This window comes from Sandaracinus amylolyticus, from assembly GCF_000737325.1.
GTDB lineage: Bacteria > Myxococcota_A > Polyangia > Polyangiales > Sandaracinaceae > Sandaracinus > Sandaracinus amylolyticus.
Window position 1 is genome coordinate 6,859,153 of sequence record NZ_CP011125.1, and the last position, 21,502, is coordinate 6,880,654.

Here is a 21,502-nt window from a genome sequence, read left to right on the forward strand (position 1 = left end):
GGGTTCAGCGTGCCCGCGTGACGAGCGCGGGCACGCGCGCGATCGCGGCGCCGATCAGCGCCGCCGCGATCACGCCGCCGACGTGGACGCCGAGCAGGTGATCGAGCTGGCGCCCGGGGCACACCGCGCGCAACACGAGCTGCCCGGCGAGCGCGCCCGAGGCCGCGACGGTCGCCATCCCCAGCGGTGTGATCGCGACGCGCGCGCGCCACGCGACGAGCGCGATCGCGGCGAGCGGCACGACCGCGGCGATCAGCTCGAGCACGGCGCACGCGGGACCATGATGCTCGCCGCTCCCGTCGACGTCGGCGAGACCGAGCACGACCGACGTGCCGACGCCGAGCGCGAGCGCGAACGCCGCGTCGCGCGTCGTGTTGCGCACCAGCGCGGCCGCGCCCCGGCCCGCGACGACGACGATCACGCCCAGCGCGAGCGTCCACGCGACGTCGCGCACCCGCGGCATCAGGACCGCGAGCAGGACGAAGGTCGCCATCGCGGCCGCGGGCAACGTGAGGGCGCGCGGCCACGACAGGTGCGCGCGCTCGAGCTGCGCGAGGATCGCCGCCTTCGCGCGCGAGAGCGCGAGCGGTGAGGGACCGGGCGGCGGCGCGAGCGCGTCGAGCGAGGTCGCGAGCGCGCGCGCGTCGTCGAGCAACGTCGCGCAAGACGGGCACTCGCGCGCATGGCGCTCCGCCGCGAGCCGCTCGGGATCCCGCGCGTCGAGCATGACGAGACCGGCGACGAGATCGCGCTGCAGGTGCTCGCTCATCGCTCCTCCGGTCGTTCGCGATCGTCGAGATCCGCCAGCGCGGTGCGCAGCGCGTCGTAGGCGCGGAACGCGCGCACCCGGACCGCGACCTCGGAGATCGACTTGCCCTCGACCTCGCGCAGCGCGATCGCGATCTCGCCGAAGCTCATCCCCTCGAAGCGGTGCAGCAGCACGACGATGCGCTGTCCATCGGGGAGCGTGTCGATCGCGCGCCGGACGCGCTCCGCGGCTTCGTTCGCCTCGGGCCACGCGTCGGCGGCGCCCTCGACGGGCAGCGGCATCGAGTCCAGCGCGTCGTCGCCGACCTCTTGGGTGCGATAGCGCCGGCGCAGCTCGTCGATGCGCACGCGCGCGGCGATCCCGAAGAGCCACGGCCGCACCGGGAGATCGCTGCGGTACGTCGCGCGCGCCGCGTGGATCTTGAGGAACGTCGTCTGCACGAGATCGTCCGCGATCGCGCGGCTGCGGAACGTGCGCGAGAAGAGCGCGTGGACGCGCGCGGCGTAGCGCGTGAAGAGCACCTCGAACGCGCGCGCGTCGCCCGCGACGTACGCGCGCATCAGCTCTTCGTCGCTCGCGGTCGGGTCCATCGCCGCCAAGGGCCGACGTACCACATCGGCCCCGGCGAGCGCAGCCGGGAGCCCATCGAGCGGAGATGCGTGCACTTCGATCGAGACGATTCGCGCGCCGCGCCGGGATCGTTTCAGTCGATCTCTTCGCGGTCGATCGCGACGTACTCGCGACGCGCCGGCACCTGCACCACCTCGCACGTCGGCAGGATCAGCGCGGTGAGCCGCCCGCCGAAGACACACCCGGTGTCGATGCCCCAGCACGCGACGTCCTCGCGCGGACGATCGACGCGCGGCTCGGCGAGGCCGTGCACGTGGTGACCGTAGATGACGCTCTCGGGACCGCTCCAGCGCGTCGCCCAGGGCACGCTGCCGGGAGGACGCTCGCGGGGATCGCCGGTGCTGACGAACTTGCCGCGCTCGTCGACGTCCCGGATGCGCACGATCACGGGCGTCTTCTGCTCGGCGAGCGTGCGGCGCGGCTCGAACCCCGCGTGCACCACGAGCCATCCGCCCGGCAGCCGCTTCCACGCGGGGAGCGCGCCGATCCAGCGCCAGTCGTCGCCCGAGAGCGCGAGGTGCTGCGCGAGGCGCTCCTCCGGCATCTCGCGCATCGGGTTGCGATACTCGGGCTCGCGCGTGCGCCGCTGCTCGTGCCGGCGATAGCGGAGGTGCTTCTCCTCGTGGTTGCCGAGCACGGCCTCGGCCCCGATCGCGCGCGCGCGACGCACCACGCCGACGGGATCGGGCCCGCGGTCGAGCATGTCTCCGGCGAGCACGAGCCGATCGCGCCCGGGACGGTGCTGCACCACGCGGAGCAGCTCGTCGAGCTCGTCGAGACAGCCGTGCACGTCGCCGACGACGATGCAGCGCACGCTCATCGCAAAGGACCTCGTGCCCTAGGTCTCGTGCTCGCCCACGACGCCAGCAAGACCCCCGCTGCGACGCTCACGTTGAGCGACTCGACCGCGCCGGTGCCCTCGATCACCACGCGATCCGTGCACGCGTCGAGCACCGCGTGGCGAAGCCCCTCGCCCTCGCTGCCCATCACCAGCACGACGCGCTCGGGCCAGCGCAGCTCGTGCAGCGGCTTCGCGCCGCGCACGTCGGCGCCGACCACCGCGAACCCGCGCGACGCGAGCTTCCGGAGCGCGTCGGGCAGCCGCTCGGTGCGCGCCATCGCGAGGTGCTCGGCGCCGCCCTGCGCCACACGAACCGCGGCCGGCGTGAGCGGCGCGCGATCGCTCGGTCCCTCGACGAGCAGCGCGCCCGCCCCGAAGAACGCGGCGCTGCGCACGATCGCGCCCACGTTGTGCGGGTTCGCGACGTCGTCGAGCGCGAGGATCGCGCGCGCGTCGCGCCACCCGATCAGCGCCTCGACGTCGAGCACGCGCCGAGGCCGCGCGGCGAGGCAGATCCCTTCGTGGTGCACCGAGCCCGCGATCTTCGCGAGATCCTCGTCGGTGCGCTCCTCGAACGCGATGCGCCGCGATGCAGCCTCGCGCAGCGCCGGCGCGAGCTCGCGACGCAGCGACGCGGCGTACGCGATGCGGATCACGTCGCCCATGCGCCCGGTGAGCACCGCGCGCGTGGCCGCGATGCCGTAGACCTTCTCGTGAGGGACGCGCGACGCCATGGCGCGCCGGTCCTACATCGCGGGCGCAAATTGCGCTATCCGCATCGTGCGCCCAATGACGCGAAGAGGTCGCACCCCACCCCGACCGACGTCGCGCGCGCCCGCGCCGGCGCTCGATTTCGCGTCGTGGATCGTGTGGCGCGACGCGCACCTCGTCGCGGTCGACAAGCCCGCGGGGGTGCTCTCGCAGGGCGGAGAAGGCGGCGCGGGCGTCAACCTGGTCGATCTCGCGCGCGCGCACTTCGCGGCGACGAGCCCGCGAAGCGGCATCGGCGTGCTGCACCGGCTGGATCGCAACGTGTCGGGCGTCGTGCTGCTCGCGCTCGATCCCGAGGCCGCGCGCGGGCTCAGCGAGCAGCTCGCGAAGGGCGAGGTCGAGCGCGAGTACGTCGCGATCGTGCGCGGCACGCCGCCGGGCGAGACGTTCGTGGTCGACGCGCCGCTCGCGAAGGACGCGCGCACCAACGAGGTCCGCGTCGCCGACGACGGCAAGCCCGCGCGCACCGACGTGCAGGTCGTGTCGCGTTTCCGCGCACCGCTCGGCGCGTGCGCCGAGCTCGTCGTGCGCCCGATCACCGGTCGTTCGCACCAGATCCGCGTGCACCTCGCGCACGTCGGGCTCCCGATCATCGGCGATCCGAAGTACGGCGTCGCGGCGCACGGCGTGCGCAGACCCTTGCTCCACGCGCGCCGCATGCGCTTCGTGCACCCGATCACGCACGAGCCGATCGAGATCGTCGCGCCGCCCCCCTGGCGCGCCGACGCGCTGCGCGCGCTGCGACGCAGCTAGATCAGGCCCGCGATGTGCGAGTCGCGGCGTCCGACGTGGATCACGTCGCTCACGATGCGCTGCTTCGCGAGCTCTTCCCCGGGCCGCGCCGGGTCGAGCTGCTCGCTCTTCTCGAGCCCCTGGAAGTCCTTCGGGCGCGCGACGATCACCGGCAGGCGCGCGACGCGCACGAGATCGGACGCGACCGATCCCAGCAAGAGCCGCTCGACCCCGCGACGGCCGTGCGTGCCCACCACGATCACGTCCGCGTCGTAGTCGACCGCGACCTGCTGCAGCACCTTCACCGGGTCGCCGAACCGCACGTGCATCCGGGTGCGCTGCGACACGTGCTGGTCCGCGCAGATGCGCTCGATGCGCTCCGCGAGCCGCTGCATCGCGCGGACGAGGTGCCGCGACATGTCGTCGACCGCTTTGAGCTGCACCGCGGGATCCGCCGCGATCGCGTAGACCGGATGCACCTCGCTCCCCGGGACGCGCTGCGCGAGGCGCAGCGCTTCCACGAGCGCGACGTCGCCCGCCTCCTCGAGATCCATCCCCACCACGATGCGATACGACTGCTCCGGCTGCGCCATGTCCCCCGCTCCTCTCTTCTGTCGATGCGCGGCAGGTACGCCCCTTTGCAGCCCGCGCCACCGTCTCCACACTCGCGCGATGCGCGCGCTCGTGTTGTCCCTCTCGATCGTGATCGCGTCGTGTGGCGCAGCGCCCGAGCGTCCTTCGTTCCCCGCGCAGGCGCGGCGCGCTGCGTCGAGCGAGTTCTGGGCGCGATGGGGCGACGGGCACGCCGAGCTCTCGACGTATCGCGGCACCGTCTCGCGCTACGGCGAGCCACGTCCGGCGGAGCAGGTGCTCGTCTACGTCACCGAGCCGCTCGATCGCGACACGCTGATCAAGGACGACGACGCGCCGCGCGAGCGACGCGTGCAGGTGCTGAAGCTCAACTCGATGTTGCGCTTCCAGACCGGCATCTATCCCTACGGCGTGATGACGAGCGTGTTCGCGCCGGTCGACGCGTACTACGCGGAGCGGTTCGCGCCGGCGAAGATCACGATGAGCGCGCAGGAGTGGTGCGGGCACGTGTTCGCGGGGGTGTGGCCGGGTCGCGACGCGTTCTTCGCGCGCGGCCTCTCGTACTTCGCGAGCGAGGGCGAGCGCGACGAGCTCGTGCACGTCGCCGAGGGCGCGCTCTACGAGGACGCGCTCCTGATCCAGCTGCGCGAGCTCGACGGGGACTTCGCGGGCGGTGGCGACTGGTCGGGCATGCTCGTGCCCGCGCTCTGGCGCGCGCGGCGCGATCACACCGCGCTGACGCCGGTGCGCGCGACGATCACGCGATCGCGCGAGGGCGACGCCACGCGCTTCACGCTGCGGGCCGGCGAGTACGAGCGCGTCTTCGACGTCGAAGCGACGGGCGACAGGCGCATTCTTGGTTGGACGACCAACCAAGGCGAGTCGATGCGCGTCGTCGCGACCGATCGCATGGCGTACTGGGAGCTCAACCAGGTCGGTGAGGAGCGCGCGCGCGAGCGCATCGGTCTGCCGCGCGACCTCCTCACCGACTGATCACGCCGCGGCGGGGACGACACCTCGCAGCGCGCTGCGCAGCGCCGCGTGCGCGCGCTCCTCGAGCTGACGAACGCGCTCGCGGCTGACGCCCATCTCGCGCCCGAGCGACTCGAGCGTCTGCGGCTCGTCGGACATCGCGCGCGCCTCGAGGATGCGTCGCTCGCGCTGGCCGAGCCGCGCCAGCGCCTGCGCGAGCACGACCTGCACGGCGTCCTGCTGCTCGCGGTCCGCGAGCTCGTCCTCGGGCGTCGCGGCGCTCGAGGGCATGCGCTCGATCGTCGCGGGGCCGCCCTCGACGGGCGCATCGAGCGAGGTGTCGCGCTGCGCGAGCAGCGGCCAGAGCGCGATCGATCGCGCGAGCGGCATGCCGCTCTTCTCCGAGAGCTCCTCGGGCGACGTCGCGCTTCCGTCGCGATAGCGGCGGAGCGCGGTGCGCTCGGTGTGGGTCGTACCGATGCGGACGATGCGGTACGCGCGGACGACGTAGTCGCGGATCTCGCCGCGGATCCACGTCGCGGCGTAGGTCGCGAGGCGGCACTCGCGGTCGGGGTCGAACTTCGCGGCCGCGCGCAGCAGACCGAGGTTGCCCTGCTGCACGAGATCTTCGAAGGGCACGCCCCAGCGCCGGTACTCGCGCGCGATCGTCATCACGAAAGGAAGGCAGGCGGCGACGAGCTTCTCGCCCGCGACGCGATCGCCCGCGGCGTACCGGCGCGCGAGGTCGCGCTCGGTCTGGGCGTCGAGGATGTGCACGTCGCGCAGGTCGCGGCGGTAACGGTCGAGCAGGGTGAGGCTCATGACGTTGCTCCGAGGCTTCATCGATGCGTGTCGGGAGAGGGCCCGGCCCGCGTCGGCGCCCCACCAGTGCATCGGTCGTGCCGCGTCGTGACATCTCATTTCCGCGCAGTTCCGCGTGGTCATCGCGCGCGCTGTCCGGAGCTCCGTCGGCATCCTGTCCAGCGGACCGACAGCGTGTCGTCATGCGAGCAGCGCGCTGACACGCGATGGCCGCGGACCTCGCACCCCGCCGCACCTCGACGCGTCGACGGCTGTGGCGAGCCAAGATCGGCGCGGGTCGCGGCGTAGCATCGCGCTGGGGGAGCGGAGTGCGAACGCTGCGGATCGCGGGCTCGTGCGGAGAGGACTGGTCGCGCATGACGCCGCGCGAGGGCGGCCGTCACTGCGCGTCGTGTGATCGCGTCGTCGTCGATCTCCGCGACGCGACGCGCGCGCGGGCCGAAGCGATGGCGGCGCGGGGCGTCTGCGCGCGCGTGCGCGTCGACGCGGAGGGCGCGCCGACGTTCCGCGATCCGCCGCTCGTGCCGCTGCGACGCGCGGCGAGCGGCGTCGTGCTCGCGGCGGCGATCAGCGCGTGCGAGCCGAGCGATCCCGTCGTCGTCGAGCGCGCACCGATCGCGATCGACTTCGGCCCGCCGATGCTCCCGATGAGCGCGATGCCCGAGCCCGAGCCCGACGCAGGCGTCGACGCCGCCGTACCGACGGTCGAGGACGAAGCGGGCCCGACGCCGGCGCAGCGCGCGCGGACGCGCCGCAAACACCGCCCGACGGTCGCGCCGACGCCGCAATTCGACATGGGATACATGGTGCTCTCCGACTGAAGAAACACGCCCGCGTTGACCGCGATCACCCACACCACGTACCGTCGAGCCGCCGTTCGGAGCACGCCATGAGTCACGAGACGCTCGTCACCGAAGGTGGCGCCGATCCCCGCATCGGCATGATGCTCCAGGACCGCTATCGCATCCTTCGCAAGCTCGGCGAGGGCGGCATGGGCTCGGTCTACGAGGGCGAGCACGTCCTCATCAAGCGCCGCGTCGCGATCAAGTGCCTGCACTCGCACTACGCGAACAGCCCGGACATCGTCGCGCGCTTCCACCGCGAGGCGCTCGCGGCGACGTCGATCGGTCACCCGAACATCATCGAGTGCACGGACATGGGGCGCTTCCCGGACGGGGCGTTCTTCATGGTCCTCGAGTTCCTCGACGGCCGCGACTGGGCCGCGGATCTCGCGACGACCGGGCCGCAGCCGCTCGGGCGCGTCGTGCACGTGATGGCGCAGGTCTGCGACGCCCTCGGCGCCGCGCACGCGAAGGGCATCATCCATCGCGACCTGAAGCCGGAGAACATCTTCCTCATCAAGCGCGGCGGCGATCCCGACTTCGTGAAGGTGCTCGACTTCGGCATCTCGAAGATCCAGGACCAGACCGGCGATCCCGAGACGCAAGCGAAGAGCAAGGGGCTCACGCGCACCGGGATGGCGATGGGCACGCCGTACTTCATGGCGCCCGAGCAAGCGCAGGGGAAGCGCGACATCGATCACCGCGCGGACATCTACGCGCTCGGCGTGATCCTGTTCCAGGTGCTCACGGGGCAGTACCCCTTCGACGACGACTCGTATCCGATGCTCGTCGTGAAGATCTGCACGCAGGACGCGCCGCACATCTCGCGATGGCGTCCCGATCTGCCCGACGCGGTGCAGGCGCTCGTGATGAGCATGCTCGCGAAGGCGCCCGAGGCGCGGCCGCAGACGTGCGCGGACGTGAAGGCTGCGCTGGAGCCGTTCCGCTCGCAGATGAGCGCGCCGGTGATCGCGGCCGACGCGCCGAGCACGGCGAGCCTCGCGCCCGGCACGTTCGGGCAGGCACCCGCCGCGATCCCCGCGACGACGCCGGCGCAGCAGGCGGTGGCGTTGCCGGACAGCGGCGCGAGCACCGGGCCCTTCGCAGCGCAGCCGGCGATCACGCCGGTTCCACGCGTCCGCACGCCGCAGGACTCGCCGGCATCGGCGCGGCCGAGCGTCACGCCGTTCGCGACGAGCGATGCGGACGAGCTGCCGCGCGCGAGCACGCCGGTGCCCCCGACGTCGCGCGCGCCGATGATCGTGGGCGCGGTGATCTCGGTGCTCGGGCTGATGGGGATCGCCGGCGCGATCGTGATCGCGAGCAGCGGTCCCGACGCGCCGGAGCCGACGCCGCCGGTGGCCGCGACGCAGCCGCCGGCACCGCAGCCCGAGCCGCCGCCGACGCCCGAGCCGACGCACGTGGAGGCGCCGATCGAGGCGGCACGCGCGCAGGCGACGGTGACGGTCCAGATCTCGACGGAGCCCGAGGACGCCGAGGTCTACCTCGACGATCGGCGCATCCCGAACCCGTTCGACGGTGATCTCCCGCAGACCACGGAGCCGCGGAACCTGCGCGTCCAGCGCGAGGGCTACGTCACGCAGGTGCAGGACCTCGTGCTCGAGTTCCCGCAGCGTGTCCGCGTGCGACTGACCCGCGGGCGCGGCGTGCAGGACCACAGCACCGCGGGGCGCGCCGCGTCGGCGCGTCGAGCCTCGACGACGAGCGCCACGCAGGAGGAGCCCGCGGTCGTCCCCACGGTGACGCGCGAGCCCGAGCCGCAGCGCGCCGCCGAGCCGACACCGCCGCCCGCGGTCGAGACGCCGCGCACCACCGAGCCCGAGACGACGACGCCTGCTGCCGAGGGCGAGGGCGGACGCCGCACGCTGAAGAACCCGTTCGGCCGTCGTTGAGCGCACAGTAACGGCCGCCGCGCGGGGTGCGTATGTCCCCGTGCATGGCGATCGATCGCGATGCGCTGCGTGCGCGCTACGACGCGATCCGCGCGCGCACCGAAGCGCTCGTGGCGCCGCTCGGAGTCGACGAGCAGCTCGCGCAGGCGTTCGAGGACGCGAGCCCGACGAAGTGGCACCTCGCGCACACGACGTGGTTCTTCGAGCGCTTCGTGCTGCGCGCGTTCGCGTCGGGGCACGAGCCCGTCGATGCGCGCTACGACTATCTCTTCAACTCGTACTACGAGGCCGTCGGAGCGCGACAGCCGCGCAGCGAGCGCGGGCTGATCGTGCGGCCGACGTTGCCCGAGGCGCACGAGTACCGGCGGCGCGTCGACGACGCGATGCGCCGGTTCTTCGCGCGCGCCGACGAGGCGACGTTCGCGCGTGCCGCGTTCGCGATCGAGCTCGGTACGCACCACGAGGAGCAACATCAAGAGCTGATCCTCACGGACGTGAAGCCGCTGCTCGCCGCGTCGCCGATGCGCGTCGCGTATGCGCGCGCGGAGCGCGAAGAGCACGCCCCGGCCGCGCCGCTCGAGTGGATCGCGCAGCCGGGTGGGCTCGTCGAGATCGGCGCGCGGCGCGAGGACGGGTTCGCGTTCGACAACGAAGGGCCGCGCCACCGCGCGTGGCTCGAGCCGTTCGAGCTCGCCTCGCGCTGCGTGACGTCGGGCGAGTACCTCGCGTTCGTCGAGGACGGTGGGTACGAGACGCCTGCGCTGTGGCTCTCCGACGGATGGGCGCACGCGCGCGCGAACGCGTGGGCGTCACCGATCTACTGGGAGCGCGACGAGCACGGCGCGTGGTACGAGCGGACGCTGCGCGGGCGCGAGCCCCTCGAACGCGACGCGCCGGTCTCGCACCTCTCGTACTACGAGGCCGACGCCTACGCGCGATGGGCGGGCGCGCGGCTGCCGAGCGAAGCGGAGTGGGAGGTCGTCGCGTCGTCGTGCGCGATCGACGGCAACTTCGTGGAGTCGGCGCGCTTCCACCCGCGCGCCGCGCGCGAGCGCGGCCTCGCGCAGATGTTCGGCGACGTGTGGGAGTGGACCGCGAGCGCCTACGCGCCCTACCCGCGCTACGCCGCGTTCGACGGCGCGTTCGCCGAGTACAACGGCAAGTTCATGTGCAGCCAGCTCGTGCTGCGCGGCGGATCGTGTCTGTCGCCGCGCGCGCACCTGCGGGCGACGTATCGCAACTTCTTCCCGCCCTCGGCGCGATGGCAGATGACCGGTCTGCGGCTCGCGCGATGGGCGCATGACTGAGGAGGTCACGACGTGCGAGGACCCGAGTCGATCGCTTCGCTCGATCACGAGCGCGCCCGCTTCGAAGAGGACGTGGTCCGAGGGCTCTCGACCCGGCCACGGTCGCTCCCGTGCAAGTACCTCTACGACGAGCGCGGATCGCGGCTCTTCGATCGCATCACGACGCTCGACGAGTACTACCTCACGCGCGCGGAGACCGCGCTCCTGCACGCGCACGCGCGCGAGATCGCGACGCGCCTCGGACGCGCGATCGATCTCGTCGAGCTCGGGAGCGGCAGCAGCGTCAAGACGCGCATCCTGCTCGACGCGCTGATCGCGCCCGCGCGCTACGTCCCGATCGACATCTCGGCGAAGTACCTCGCGGAGAGCGCGCGCAAGCTGAGCGCATCGTATCCGTCGCTCCGCGTCGAGCCGCGCGTGGCGGACTACGCGCGGCCGATGGCGCGCTTCGCGATGCCGCGGATCGCGACGCGGCGCGTGGTGTTCTTCCCGGGCTCGAGCATCGGGAACTTCGAGCCCGACGAAGCGATCGTGTTCCTCGATCGTGCGCGCACCATCGCGGGGAGCGGTGGCGTGGTGATCGTCGGCGTCGATCTGCCGAAGGACGCGTCGGTGATCGAGCCCGCGTACGACGACGCGCAGGGCGTGACCGCGGCGTTCAACCAGAACCTGCTGGTGCGCATCAACCGCGAGCTCGGCGGGGACTTCGACCTCGACGCGTTCGTGCATCGCGCGCCGTGGGACGCGTCGCGACGGCGCGTCGAGATGCAGCTCGTGAGCACACGCGCGCAGACGGTGCGCATCGCCGGGCGGCGCTTCGCGTTCGAGCAGGACGAGGTGATCGTCACCGAGCACTGCTACAAGCACGGCATCGAGGACTTCCGCGCGATGGCGCGCGCGGCCGGGCTCGGCGGCGGCCCGGTGTGGACCGACCCGGAGGCGCGGGTCAGCCTGCACTGGCTCGACGCTTGACGCTCGGGAGCAGGCGCGCAACTGTCGGGCTCGTGCGTCTCCGCCGGCTCCGTCGCCGTTCGCTCGTCCGCCGCGTGAGCATGCGCGCGTTCGCGGGCGTGCTCGCGGTGGTGCTGGCGGCGGCGGCGGGCACCGCGGGATGGAGCTTCGTGTGGTGCGCGCCGATGAGCCAGGCGCAGCTGCACTGCTGCTGCCCCGACGCGCCGCGCGGCCACGACTCGATCTCGCGTGACTGCTGCGACGAGCGGAGCATGCCGGGCGTGCCGCGCGTCGACGCGCACGACGACGCGACGCCGCGCACGATCGCGGCGCCGCTGATCGGCGTGCTCCCGCTCTGGGCGTGGCTGGGTGCCGAGCGCATCGAAGAGAGCTCGCTGCGCGGGCTCGACGTCGAGGCGCGCGCCGGGCCCTCGATACGACGGCACGTCTCGATCTCCGTCTTCCTCCTCTGATCCACCGCGCGGGTTTCTCGGTCCGGTGCGCTCGTGCGCGCCGCGGGATGGCTCCGTCGCGGAGGATTGGACTTGAGGCAGTGGATCTGGTGCGGCGCGGCCGTGATGGCCGCGGGTTGTGTGTCGCAGACGACGTGGCGCGCGCTCGACGACGTCGAGCGCGAGCTCGCGACCCATGCGCGTGAGGAGGACGAGCCGACGAGCGCGCCGGCGCGCGCGGGCTCGTGCGAGGAGATCGTGGCGCGCGTGGTCGCGTCGCATCCCTCGCTCGATGCGCTGCGAGCGAACGCGCGCGCGTCGATCGCGGAGGCACGCGCCGAGGGCGCGCTGCCCGCGCCCGAGCTGATGCTGGAGGTGTGGGACTTTCCGATCGGCGATCCCGAGCGCGCCGATCGCGAGGGCATGTACATGGCCGGGCTCGCCCAGAGCCTGCCGCCGGCCGGCGCGCTCGACGGTCGCGCGCGCGCCGCGGCGGAAGAAGCGCGCGAGGCGCTCGGCGAGTGGTCGGAGCGGCGCCGCGAGCTCCGCGCCGACGCCGCGCACGCGTGCACCGACTGGGCGGAGGCGAAGGCGATCGACGCGCGGCTCGCCGCGGCGGAGGACGTGCTCGCGCGGATGAGCGAGGCGCTGCGCGCGCGCCTGCCGACGAGCGACGATCCGCTCGCAGAGCTCGCGCGGGTCGACGCCGAGCGCGCACGCGTGCGGCGGATGCGCGCCGAGACGGAGACCACGATGGCGCGCGCCGAGGCGCGGCTCGCAGCGTGGATCGGCGAGAGCACGATCACGATCGAGGGCGAGCCCTCGCTCCGCGTGATCGATGCCGTTCCCGATCGCGACGCGCTCTTCGAGCGCGCGATGCGCGCGCGCGGCGTGATCGAGAGCGCACGAGCGAGCGCACGCGCGGCGGCAGCGCGCGCCGACGCGGCGTCGGCCGAAGCGAGCATCCCGATGTTCCGCGTGTCCGCGACGTACATGCAGATGCCGCAGGCGCGCGCCGGCCTCGGCGCGTCGTTCTCGATGACGCTGCCCTGGCTTTGGAGCGGCGAAGGCGCGATGCACGACGCGGCGCGCGCGCGCGCCGAGGCCGCGCTCGACGTGGTCGCCGCGACCGAGCGCACGCTGCGTGGCGAGATCGCCGCCGCGATCGCGGCGCTCGAGACCGCGCGACGCGCCCTCGCGACGATCGAGAGCGAGGAGCGCCCCGCGGTCGAGCGCGCGCTCGGCGCGATCGCCGCGACGTACGCGAGCGGGCCCGCGGATCTGCTCGCGTGGATCGACGCAGCGCGCGCGCTGCGCGAGCTCGAGGTGGAGGATGCGCGCCTCCGCGCGGCCGCCGCGCACGCGTGGATCGATCTCGAGAGCGCGGTCGGCGGGCCGATCGAGACGGAGGTCGCGCGATGAGCGAGACGACTCGCGAGATCCCCGGGCTGCGCGCGATGGCGATCGTTCGGTGGATGCTGCTCGTCGCGATCGCCGCGCTGGCCGCCGGCACGTGGTGGACGTACGTGCTGCGCGAGGAGCCGGCGAGCGAGGGCGAAGCGCGCTTCTACTGCCCGATGCACCCGCAGATCCGCTCGGCGACGCCCGGGACCTGCCCGATCTGTTACATGCGGCTCGAGCCGATCCCCGACGAGACGACCGGCGCGCACGATCACGCGGAGCACGCAGAGGAGCCTCCGCCGAGCGTCGAGCCCGTCGCGGTGATGCTCACGACCGAGCGCGTGCAGCGCGCAGGGATCGCGACCGAGGTCGTGCGTCGCGTGCCGCTCGAGCGGTCGGCGCGATGGGCCGCGGTGATCGAGGCGCGCGAGGGCGCGCGCGCCGAGGTGCGAGTCCGCGCCGACGCGTTCGTGGAGCGGCTCGTGGTGCGCGAGCCCGGCGTGCGCGTTCGCGCGGGCCAAGTGCTCGCGCACGTGTACGCGCCCGACGTCTTGCGCGCCGCGGAGGAGCTGCGCGTCGCGCGGCGCTGGCCCGCGATCCCCGGCGCGGAGCACGCGGAGACGCCGCCCGTCGACGCCGCGCTGCGCGAGCGATTGGTGCTCCTCGGAGTCTCCGACCCGGACATCGACGCGCTGATCGCGGGCTCGTCGCGGACGGTCCCGCTGCGCGCGCCGATCGCCGGGCACGTCACCGCGATCGGCGCGACGCGCGGTGGGTACGCGACCCCGGAGACCGCGCTCTTCGAGATCACGGATCTCTCGCAGGTGCGCGTGGTCGCGTCGGCGAGCGCGAGCGAGCTCGACCTGCGCGACGGTGACGCGCAGTTCGTGTCGCGCGACGGCGGTGACCCGATCGCGCTCGCGCTCGAGCTGATCGAGCCGCGCGTCGAGACGGATACCCGCACCGCGCGCGTTCGATTCCTCGCGCGCAACCCCGACGTCACGCTCCTGCCCGGCGCCATCGGCGAGGTGCGCATCGAGGGAACGACGAGCGAGCAGCTCGTGGTCTCGCGCGATGCGGTGATCGACACCGGCGAGTCCCGCTACGTGTTCGTCGCGCGCGAGGGCGGGCTGTTCGAGCCGCGCCGCGTCGAGCTCGGCGCGCTGATCGGCGAGCACCGCGTGATCACGTCCGGGCTCGAGCCCGGCGAGCGCGTCGTCATCCGAGGCGCGTTCGTGCTCGACTCCGAGAGCCGCCTGCACGCGGCGCTCGCACCGAGCGAGGCCGGCGAATGATCGCGCGCATCATCGATGCGTGCGCGCACCACCGCGGGCTCGTGCTGCTCGCCGGCCTGGCGCTCGGGATCGCGGGATGGGTCGCGATGCAGCGCGTCCCGCTCGACGCGATCCCGGATCTCTCCGATCCGCAGGTGATCGTCTTCACGGAGTGGGAAGGACGATCGCCCACGCTGATCGAAGATCAGATCACGTATCCGATCGTCACCGCGCTGCTCGGCGCGCCGCGGGTCGTCGAGGTGCGCGGGCAGAGCATGTTCGGGATGTCGTTCGTGTACGTGGTGTTCGAAGAGGGCACCGATCCGTACTGGGCGCGATCACGCGTGCTCGAGCAGCTGCAGAGCGCGAGCGCGCGTCTGCCCGCGGGCGTCGCGCCGCGGCTCGGGCCCGACGCGAGCGGCATCGGGTGGATCTACCAGTACGCGCTCGTCGATACGTCGGGCACCCACGATCTCGGCGAGCTGCGCACGCTGCAGGACTTCTCGATCCGCTACGCGCTCGCGAGCGTTCCGGGCGTGGCCGAGGTCGCGAGCGTCGGCGGGTTCCTGCCGCAGTATCAGGTGACGCTCGACCCCGCGCGGCTGCGTGCGCACGGCTTGTCGGTGCCCGAGGTCGCCGACGCGATCCGCCGCAGCAACCAGGACGTCGGCGGGCGCCTGCTCGAGATGTCGGAGCGCGAGTACGTCGTGCGCGGGCGCGGCTACCTGCAGGGAAGCGAGGACCTCGAGCGCGTCGTGGTGCGTCGCTCCGAGAGCGGCGCCGCGCTCACCGTCGGCGACCTCGGCACCGTGCGCGTCGGCGGCGATCTGCGTCGCGGGGCGGCCGACTGGAACGGCGAGGGCGAGGTCGTCTCGGGCATCGTCGTGATGCGCCAGGGCGAGAACGCGCTCGACGTGATCCGCCGCGTCGAGGCGCGCATCGACGAGATCGCGCCCTCGCTGCCCGACGGTGTCGAGCTGCGCGCGGTCTACGATCGATCGGCGCTGATCGAGCGCGCGATCGACACGCTGCGGCACGCGCTCACGGAGGAGATGATCGTCGTCGCGCTCGTCATCCTCCTCTTCCTGCTGCACGTGCGATCGGCGCTGCTCCCGATCATCGCGCTGCCGCTCGCGGTGCTCATCGCGTTCATCCCGATGGCGCTCTTCGGCATGCCCGCGACGATCATGTCGCTCGGCGGGATCGCCATCGCGATCGGCGCGACGGTCGACGCCGAGATCGTGATGGTCGAGGCCGCGCACAAGAAGCTCGAGCACGCACCGCCCGACCTCACACCGGAGCAGCGGCAGAAGCTGCTCGCCGACGCGGCGCACGAGGTCACGCCCGCGATCTTCTTCTCGCTGCTCATCGTCGCGGTCTCGTTCATCCCGGTGTTCGGCCTCACCGGACAAGCGGGGCGCCTCTTCCGCCCGCTCGCGTTCACCAAGACGTGCGTGATGCTCTCGGCCGCGCTGCTGTCGATCACCGTCGCGCCCGCGATGCGCGATCTGCTCATCCGCGGGAAGATCCGCAGCGAGGAGCACCATCCCGTCTCGCGCATCGTGCGGCGCTTCTACGAGCCCTTCGTGCACGTCGCGCTCGAGAACCCGCGCACCACGCTGCTCATCGGGCTCTTCGCCGTGCTCTCCGCGCTGCCGCTCGTGCCGCGGCTCGGCAGCGAGTTCATGCCGCCGCTCGACGAAGGCGACCTGCTCTACATGCCGACGACGTTCCCCGGCATCTCGATCGAAGAAGCGCGACGGCAGATGCAGATCCAGGACGCACTGCTCCGCGAGTTCCCCGAGGTCGAGAACGTGCTCGGCAAGGTCGGGCGCGCCGACACGCCGACCGATCCCGCGCCGCTCTCGATGGCGGAGACCGTCGTGCAGCTGAAGCCGCGCAGCGCGTGGCGCACGCGCTACGAGCGCCGCTGGTACCACGGGCACGCGCCGTCGTGGATGCGCCCCGCGCTGACCGCGATCTGGCCGGAATTCCGCACGATCACGCGCGAGGAGCTCGTCGACGAGATGAACGCACGGCTGCGTCTCGTGGGCTGGACGAACGCGTTCACCCAGCCGATCCGCAACCGCATCGACATGCTCGCGACCGGCATCCGGACGCCGGTCGGGATCAAGGTGCACGGCCACGACCTGCTCGAGATCGAGCGCGCGGGCATCGCGATCGAGCGCGTCGTCAACCAAGTGCCGGGCACGCGCAGCGTGCTGTTCGAGCGTCAACAAGGCGGCGTGTACCTCGACGTCGTGCCCGATCGCGACGCGCTCGCGCGCTACGGGCTGACGATCGAGGACGTGAACGAGGTCGTCGAGCGCGCGATCGGAGGCGACGAGATCACCACGACGATCGAGGGGCGCGCGCGCTTCGGCGTGAGCGTGCGGTACGCGGAGGACTTCCGCTCGAGCCCCGAGGCGATCGCGGACGCGCTCGTGCCGGTGGGCGAAGGACGTCACGTCGCGCTGCGCGAGGTCGCGGACGTGCGCGTCGAGGCAGGCCCGCCGATGGTGCGCGACGAGAGCGGCATGCTGGTCGGCTACGTCTACGTCGACGTCGACGAAGGGCGTGATCTCGGCAGCTACGTGGAGGAGGCGCGCGCCGCGGTGGAGAGCGCGATCGCGCGCGGTGCGATCACGCTGCCGGAAGGCGGGCACCTGCGCTGGACGGGCCAGTACGAGCTGATGCTCGAGACCGAGGCGCGCATGAAGATCCTGATCCCGCTCGCGCTCCTCGCGGTGATCCTGCTGCTCTATCTGCAGTTCCGCGATCTCACGGAGGTCCTGATCGTCTTGCTCAGCGTGCCGTTCGCGCTCGTGGGCAGCGTGTGGGCGCTCTGGCTGCTCGACTATCACCTGTCGACCGCGGTCTGGGTCGGCGTGATCGCCCTGATCGGCCTCGCGGCGCAGACCGGCGTCGTGATGATCGTCTACATCGATCAAGCGTACGAGAAGCGGCTGCGCGAAGGACGCATCCGCACGCTCGCCGACATCGTCGACGCGCACGCCGAGGGCACCATCCAGCGCGTGCGGCCGAAGCTGATGACGGTCGGCACGATGCTCGTCGGGCTCGTGCCGCTGCTCTGGGCCGAGGGCTCGGGCGCCGACGTGATGAAGCGCATCGCCGCGCCGATGGTCGGCGGATTGATCACGAGCGCGTTCCTCACGCTCGAGCTCATCCCGGTCGTCTACACGTACTGGCGCAACGAGCAGCTCGTGCACCGTCGCATCGCGGACGCCGCGCCCGAGATGCTGCTCGAGCTGCGGAAGATCATCGTGATCGTCCAGGCATCGGCGGCGCTGCTCGTGGCCTCGCTCGCGCTGCGGCTCTACGTCGACGGCTACGACGCTGCGCTGACCACGGCGCACGTGGCGGGCGCGGGAGGACTCGTGCTCGGCGCGATCGTGTATGGATGGGCGCGCCGCCGCGCGCTCGGTGTGATCTCGGGCCGCGCGCCCACGGACCTGGTAGGAGAGTCGAATGTCTGATGCTCGTCGTGTCTTCGTCGTGATCGGGATCGCGCTCGCGAGCGCGTGTGGATCGAGCGCGGCGACGCCGCCGAACCCCGATGGGCGCCCCGAGATCGCGGTGCGCGTCGGCGCGGAGGGGTACGATCCCGCCGAGGTCACCGCGGCCGCCGGGGCCCCGGTGCGCCTGGTGTTCACGCGCACGACCGACGAGGGCTGCGGTCAGCAGCTCGTGTTCCCGTCGCTCGACATCCGCCGCGATCTGCCGCTGAACGAGCCCGTCGCCGTCGATCTCACGATGCCCGCCGATGGCCGCGTGCGCTTCACGTGCGGCATGGACATGTACGACGGCGCGCTGGTCGCTCGGTGATCACCGGCGGCGATGCACCGCGTCGACCGCGAGGTGCGTGATCGCGAGCGACATCGCATCCGTCCACGCGGTGCCGTCCACGATCACGCGCAGCGCGCGCGCGACGCCGGCGTGGGCGACGAGCAGCGCGTCGTGCTCGAGCTCGTCCCACCACGCGCGCACTCTCGCCTCGACGTCGCGCGCGCTCTCGCCGCCGGGCGCGCCTTCGTGCTCCCACGCGCGCATCCACCGCTCGAGCGCACCAGGATCGATCTCGTCCCACGCACGACCGTCGAACGAGCCGTGATCGATCTCGAGCAAGCGCGTGTCGACGCGATGGGGCACGCCGAGCGTCCGCGCGACGATCGACGCAGGAACGGCGCATCGCGAGAGCGGAGACGACCACACGGCGTGCACACCGTGCCCCGCGATGCGCTCGACGATCACGCGAGCCGCGTCGACGTGCGCGAGCTCGACGTCGACCTCGGTGCGTCCGATGCAGCGCCCGCTCGCATGCGTCGGCGCGTGTCGGATGACGACGAGCGACGTCATGCTCCGGCCGTCATCGCGAGCGCGAGCAGCACGACGCACTCGCCGACTTGCTCGGTCGCGCCGAGGAAGTCACCGGTGATCCCGCCCGCACGCACGATGAATCGCCAGGTGCAGATCGCAGCCGCGACCGCGAGCGCGACGAGCACCACGGCCACGCGCACCGCGCTCAGGCCGCATGCCATCGCGCTCGCGATCACGATCGCCGTGAGGAACGTCGCGACCCACGCCTGACGCGGCCCGCCGCGCGTGAGATGACGGCTCTTGCTGTGCTCGTCGTTCGTCACGTAGGGCAGCGCGGCCATCATCCACACCGGCGGCGTCCGCGCGATGCATGCCGAGAGCACACAAGCGAGCAGCGCCTCGTGCTCGAGCCGCGCGAGCAGCGCGACGCGCAGCGCGAGCACCACGAAGAGCGCCGCCGCGCCGAAGCTCCCGACGCGGCTGTCCTTGAGGATCACGAAGAGCTTCTCGCGATCGTACGCACCGCCGAGCGCATCGGCCGTGTCCGCCAGCCCATCCTCGTGGAACGCGCCGGTCAGCATCATCGAGAGCGCGACGCAGCAGATCGCAGCCGCCATCGCGCCCGCAGGAAGCAGCGCGAGCATCACCACGCCCGCGATCGCGCCGAGCACGGCGCCGACGAGCGGGAAGTACGCGCCCGCCCAGCGAAAGTCGTCTTTCGTATACGGAAAGCCGCCGACCGGGATGCGCGTGAGGAACACGAACGCGGCGCGCGCGCCGCGGATCCACGGAACCGTCATTCGCGATCCGGCACCGCCGCCTCCGCGAACGTCGCCATTCCTTCGTGGAGCGCGCACGCGAGATCGAGCAGCGGGAGCGCGGCGAGCGCGCCGCTCGCTTCGCCGAGCCGCATCCCGAGATCGAGCAGCGGACGCGCGCCGAGCGCGTCGAGCACCAGCCGATGCGCCGGCTCCGCCGAGCAGTGTCCGAAGATCACGCGCGCGCCGAGATCCGGCACGACGCGCGAGAGCGCGAGCAGCGATGCCGCGACGACGTACCCGTCGGCGAGCACCACCGCGCGGCGCTGCATCGCCGCGTGCGCCGCGGCCGCCATCGCGAGCAGATCCCGGCCACCGACACGCGCGAGCACCGACCACGGATCGCGATCGCCGCCGAGCGCCGCGACGGCATCGCTCACCACGGCGCGCTTGCGCGCGATTCCTTCGCCATCGAGGCCCGTGCCCGGCCCGACGGTGCGCTCGGCCGGGATATCGAGCAGCGCCGACACGACCGCGGCTGCGGCCGTCGTGTTGCCGATCCCGATCTCGCCGAGCACCAGCACCGCGAGCTCGTCGATCGCGCTCACGGCGTCGACCGCGGCACGCCGCACGCGCTGCGCGTCATCGGGCGACACCGCGCGCGCCTCGCGCAGATCGCCGAGGGCCACGTCCGCGACGTCGTCGCGGATCACGCGACGGCCGTCGCGCTGCGGAGGAACACGCGGAGCCGCGACACCGACGTCGAGCACGACCAGCGGCACTCCGAGCGACGCGCACATCACGCTCGCCGCCGCCCCACCCCGCGCGAGGTTGTCGATCATCGCGCGCGTCACCTCGGCCGGATACGCCGAGACGCCATGCTTCGTGACCGCGTGATCGCTCGCCGCGATCAGCGCCGTCGCGGGTCGGCTGCGCGGCCGGACGCGGCCTTGGATCGCCGCCATCGTCGCGACCACGTCCTCGAGCGCGCCGAGGCTGCCGCGCGGTTTGGTCAAGCTCGCTTGACGATCGCGCGCACGCGCCGTGGCGTCGTGATCGAGCGCCGGGAGCGTCACCGCGTCACCACGTAGCGCGCGTACACGCCGTCGATGTCCGAGCCGTTGCTGGTCGGGTCGCGCGGATAGTTGCGTCCGGTCTCGGGGTTCACGCGCATCGCCGCGCTCTCGAGCCGCACGTAGCGCGCGCCCTCGCGACGAATCGACGCGCCCTCGCCTTCGTCGGGCAGCGACGAGAGATCGAACGCGTCGCCGCCCGCCGCGATGGGATCGAAGGGATCCACGTCGTTCGTCTCGACGTTCAGCAACACCGGCGTGATCCCCGCGAACCCGACCCAGTCCTCCGGCGCGATCGAGTACCTCGTCGGATCTTCGGCCGCGTAGTCGTGCGGGAGATCGACCCACGTCTCTCCGTCGCGCGACACCGACACGATGATCGGGTCCATGAAGTTCCCGCTCGCGCCCGCGGCGCGGAACCCGTTCTCGAAGACGACGAGATCCGCGCCCGGTCCGTCGGCGATCACCGCGCCGCTCCAGCCGAGCACGAGGTGCGTGCGCGTCGCGTAGTCGAGCGAGTACACGTCGAACGAGCCCTGCGTCGGTCCGCCGCCGCGCACGCCGTTGATCGCCTTGTCGGGATCGCCGAACCCCTCGCCGGTCGCGCCCGGCGCGTCGACGATCTCGTCCGCGAGCACCGCTTCGTCGGGAAGCGGCGCCGCGGCATCGTCGCGAACGATCCCCGCATCGACATCCTGCGTCGCGCTTTCGCCGCACCCGACGAGCAACACGATCGCGACGCACCACGCACTTCGCTGCTGACCCACGAGTCCCTCGCCGCCATTCCGCGGTTCCGGCCGTGTCCGCGCGACGTCCCTCGAGTCGCGTGGACCGCCCGCGCACCGGGCGCGGGCACTCTCGGCAGGTCTTCGGGCTCGCAGGCGTGGCTCTCGAGGAGCCTCCTACTGATCGTGCCTTCCCGCGCCCACAGGCGCAGTGGTCGCCACGACGTTCGTTCCTGCACACCGCTGCGGGGCAGCGCCGGAGTCGCACCGGCTTCCCTCGAGGCGAGCGTTCGCGACGCCCGCACCGAAAGCAGCGCCGAGCGTGGCCAGCGAGGCGACG

At 72.6% G+C, this 21,502-nt stretch carries 21 protein-coding genes and 1 riboswitch; of the genes, 11 read left to right on the forward strand and 10 right to left on the reverse strand.

Annotated features, from left to right (window positions below; genetic code table 11):
- Positions 1–4 precede the first annotated feature (4 nt).
- The 4 genes from DB32_RS47230 to DB32_RS29020 all read right to left on the reverse strand — a co-directional run bounded on the left by DB32_RS47230 (position 5) and on the right by DB32_RS29020 (position 2,974).
- Positions 5–769 (reverse strand): hypothetical protein, encoded by a 765-nt coding sequence (locus DB32_RS47230; protein ID WP_053235889.1) that lies wholly within the window; start codon positions 767–769, stop codon positions 5–7.
- Entirely contained in the window at positions 766–1,359 is a 594-nt protein-coding gene (locus DB32_RS29010) for an RNA polymerase sigma factor (RefSeq protein ID WP_157069514.1), read from the reverse strand. The genes DB32_RS47230 and DB32_RS29010 overlap by 4 nt, the downstream gene beginning before the upstream one ends.
- A 113-nt stretch (positions 1,360–1,472) precedes the next feature.
- The gene (locus DB32_RS29015) at positions 1,473–2,219 is read right to left on the reverse strand and encodes a metallophosphoesterase (RefSeq protein WP_053235891.1); all 747 of its coding nucleotides are present in this window, start codon (positions 2,217–2,219) and stop codon (positions 1,473–1,475) included.
- Complete coding sequence (locus tag DB32_RS29020) at positions 2,216–2,974, reverse strand: TrmH family RNA methyltransferase (protein WP_053235892.1); 759 nt, start codon at positions 2,972–2,974, stop codon at positions 2,216–2,218. The genes DB32_RS29015 and DB32_RS29020 overlap by 4 nt, the downstream gene beginning before the upstream one ends.
- On the opposite strand from DB32_RS29020, the gene DB32_RS29025 reads away from it, so the two are divergent.
- Positions 2,973–3,764 carry an RluA family pseudouridine synthase gene (locus DB32_RS29025; RefSeq protein ID WP_083457894.1) on the forward strand — a complete coding sequence of 264 codons (792 nt, stop codon included), beginning with the start codon at positions 2,973–2,975 and terminating at the stop codon, positions 3,762–3,764. The two genes, DB32_RS29020 and DB32_RS29025, sit on opposite strands and share 2 nt — an antisense overlap.
- Here DB32_RS29025 and DB32_RS29030 read toward each other — a convergent pair.
- On the reverse strand, positions 3,761–4,336 hold the full coding sequence (locus DB32_RS29030) for a universal stress protein (RefSeq protein ID WP_053235894.1): 576 nt from the start codon (positions 4,334–4,336) through the stop codon (positions 3,761–3,763). The genes DB32_RS29025 and DB32_RS29030 overlap by 4 nt on opposite strands.
- Positions 4,337–4,415: 79 nt before the next feature.
- Between DB32_RS29030 and DB32_RS29035 the strand changes: the two genes are divergently transcribed.
- On the forward strand, positions 4,416–5,327 hold the full coding sequence (locus tag DB32_RS29035) for a hypothetical protein (RefSeq protein WP_053235895.1): 912 nt from the start codon (positions 4,416–4,418) through the stop codon (positions 5,325–5,327).
- On the opposite strand, the gene DB32_RS29040 is transcribed toward DB32_RS29035, so the two are convergent.
- A complete protein-coding gene (locus tag DB32_RS29040; RefSeq protein ID WP_053235896.1) occupies positions 5,328–6,128 on the reverse strand; it encodes a sigma-70 family RNA polymerase sigma factor in 801 nt (266 codons plus the stop codon).
- Between the two features lie 356 nt (positions 6,129–6,484).
- Between DB32_RS29040 and DB32_RS29045 the strand changes: the two genes are divergently transcribed.
- The 9 genes from DB32_RS29045 to DB32_RS29085 all read left to right on the forward strand — a co-directional run bounded on the left by DB32_RS29045 (position 6,485) and on the right by DB32_RS29085 (position 18,114).
- The gene (locus tag DB32_RS29045) at positions 6,485–6,949 is read left to right on the forward strand and encodes a hypothetical protein (RefSeq protein ID WP_157069516.1); all 465 of its coding nucleotides are present in this window, start codon (positions 6,485–6,487) and stop codon (positions 6,947–6,949) included.
- 68 nt (positions 6,950–7,017) lie between these two features.
- Entirely contained in the window at positions 7,018–8,883 is a 1,866-nt protein-coding gene (locus DB32_RS29050) for a serine/threonine-protein kinase (protein ID WP_053235898.1), read from the forward strand.
- A 44-nt stretch (positions 8,884–8,927) separates the two neighbouring features.
- Positions 8,928–10,190: an ergothioneine biosynthesis protein EgtB gene (gene egtB, locus DB32_RS29055; RefSeq protein ID WP_205627088.1), complete on the forward strand. Its 1,263-nt coding sequence runs from the start codon at positions 8,928–8,930 to the stop codon at positions 10,188–10,190.
- 12 nt (positions 10,191–10,202) lie between these two features.
- The gene (gene egtD / locus DB32_RS29060; RefSeq protein ID WP_053235900.1) at positions 10,203–11,162 is read left to right on the forward strand and encodes an L-histidine N(alpha)-methyltransferase; all 960 of its coding nucleotides are present in this window, start codon (positions 10,203–10,205) and stop codon (positions 11,160–11,162) included.
- 74 nt (positions 11,163–11,236) lie between these two features.
- Positions 11,237–11,614 carry a hypothetical protein gene (locus DB32_RS29065; RefSeq protein WP_157069517.1) on the forward strand — a complete coding sequence of 126 codons (378 nt, stop codon included), beginning with the start codon at positions 11,237–11,239 and terminating at the stop codon, positions 11,612–11,614.
- A gap of 72 nt (positions 11,615–11,686) precedes the next feature.
- Complete coding sequence (locus DB32_RS29070) at positions 11,687–13,015, forward strand: TolC family protein (protein ID WP_157069518.1); 1,329 nt, start codon at positions 11,687–11,689, stop codon at positions 13,013–13,015.
- The gene (locus DB32_RS29075; RefSeq protein WP_053235903.1) at positions 13,012–14,289 is read left to right on the forward strand and encodes an efflux RND transporter periplasmic adaptor subunit; all 1,278 of its coding nucleotides are present in this window, start codon (positions 13,012–13,014) and stop codon (positions 14,287–14,289) included. The genes DB32_RS29070 and DB32_RS29075 overlap by 4 nt, the downstream gene beginning before the upstream one ends.
- Positions 14,286–17,765 (forward strand): efflux RND transporter permease subunit, encoded by a 3,480-nt coding sequence (locus tag DB32_RS29080; RefSeq protein WP_075097659.1) that lies wholly within the window; start codon positions 14,286–14,288, stop codon positions 17,763–17,765. The genes DB32_RS29075 and DB32_RS29080 overlap by 4 nt, the downstream gene beginning before the upstream one ends.
- The gene (locus DB32_RS29085) at positions 17,758–18,114 is read left to right on the forward strand and encodes a cupredoxin domain-containing protein (protein ID WP_075097660.1); all 357 of its coding nucleotides are present in this window, start codon (positions 17,758–17,760) and stop codon (positions 18,112–18,114) included. Before DB32_RS29080 ends, DB32_RS29085 begins: the two co-directional genes overlap by 8 nt.
- On the opposite strand, the gene DB32_RS29090 is transcribed toward DB32_RS29085, so the two are convergent.
- The 4 genes from DB32_RS29090 to DB32_RS29105 are packed head-to-tail and all read right to left on the reverse strand — an operon-like array spanning position 18,115 to position 21,168.
- The gene (locus DB32_RS29090; RefSeq protein WP_053235905.1) at positions 18,115–18,645 is read right to left on the reverse strand and encodes a histidine phosphatase family protein; all 531 of its coding nucleotides are present in this window, start codon (positions 18,643–18,645) and stop codon (positions 18,115–18,117) included.
- On the reverse strand, positions 18,642–19,406 hold the full coding sequence (locus DB32_RS29095) for an adenosylcobinamide-GDP ribazoletransferase (protein WP_053235906.1): 765 nt from the start codon (positions 19,404–19,406) through the stop codon (positions 18,642–18,644). The genes DB32_RS29090 and DB32_RS29095 overlap by 4 nt, the downstream gene beginning before the upstream one ends.
- Positions 19,403–20,440 carry a nicotinate-nucleotide--dimethylbenzimidazole phosphoribosyltransferase gene (cobT, locus tag DB32_RS29100; protein ID WP_053235907.1) on the reverse strand — a complete coding sequence of 346 codons (1,038 nt, stop codon included), beginning with the start codon at positions 20,438–20,440 and terminating at the stop codon, positions 19,403–19,405. The genes DB32_RS29095 and cobT overlap by 4 nt, the downstream gene beginning before the upstream one ends.
- On the reverse strand, positions 20,437–21,168 hold the full coding sequence (locus DB32_RS29105; protein ID WP_169791596.1) for an LIC_13355 family lipoprotein: 732 nt from the start codon (positions 21,166–21,168) through the stop codon (positions 20,437–20,439). The genes cobT and DB32_RS29105 overlap by 4 nt, the downstream gene beginning before the upstream one ends.
- Before the next feature lie 122 nt (positions 21,169–21,290).
- A riboswitch (cobalamin riboswitch) is annotated at positions 21,291–21,475 on the reverse strand.
- Positions 21,476–21,502 lie beyond the last annotated feature (27 nt).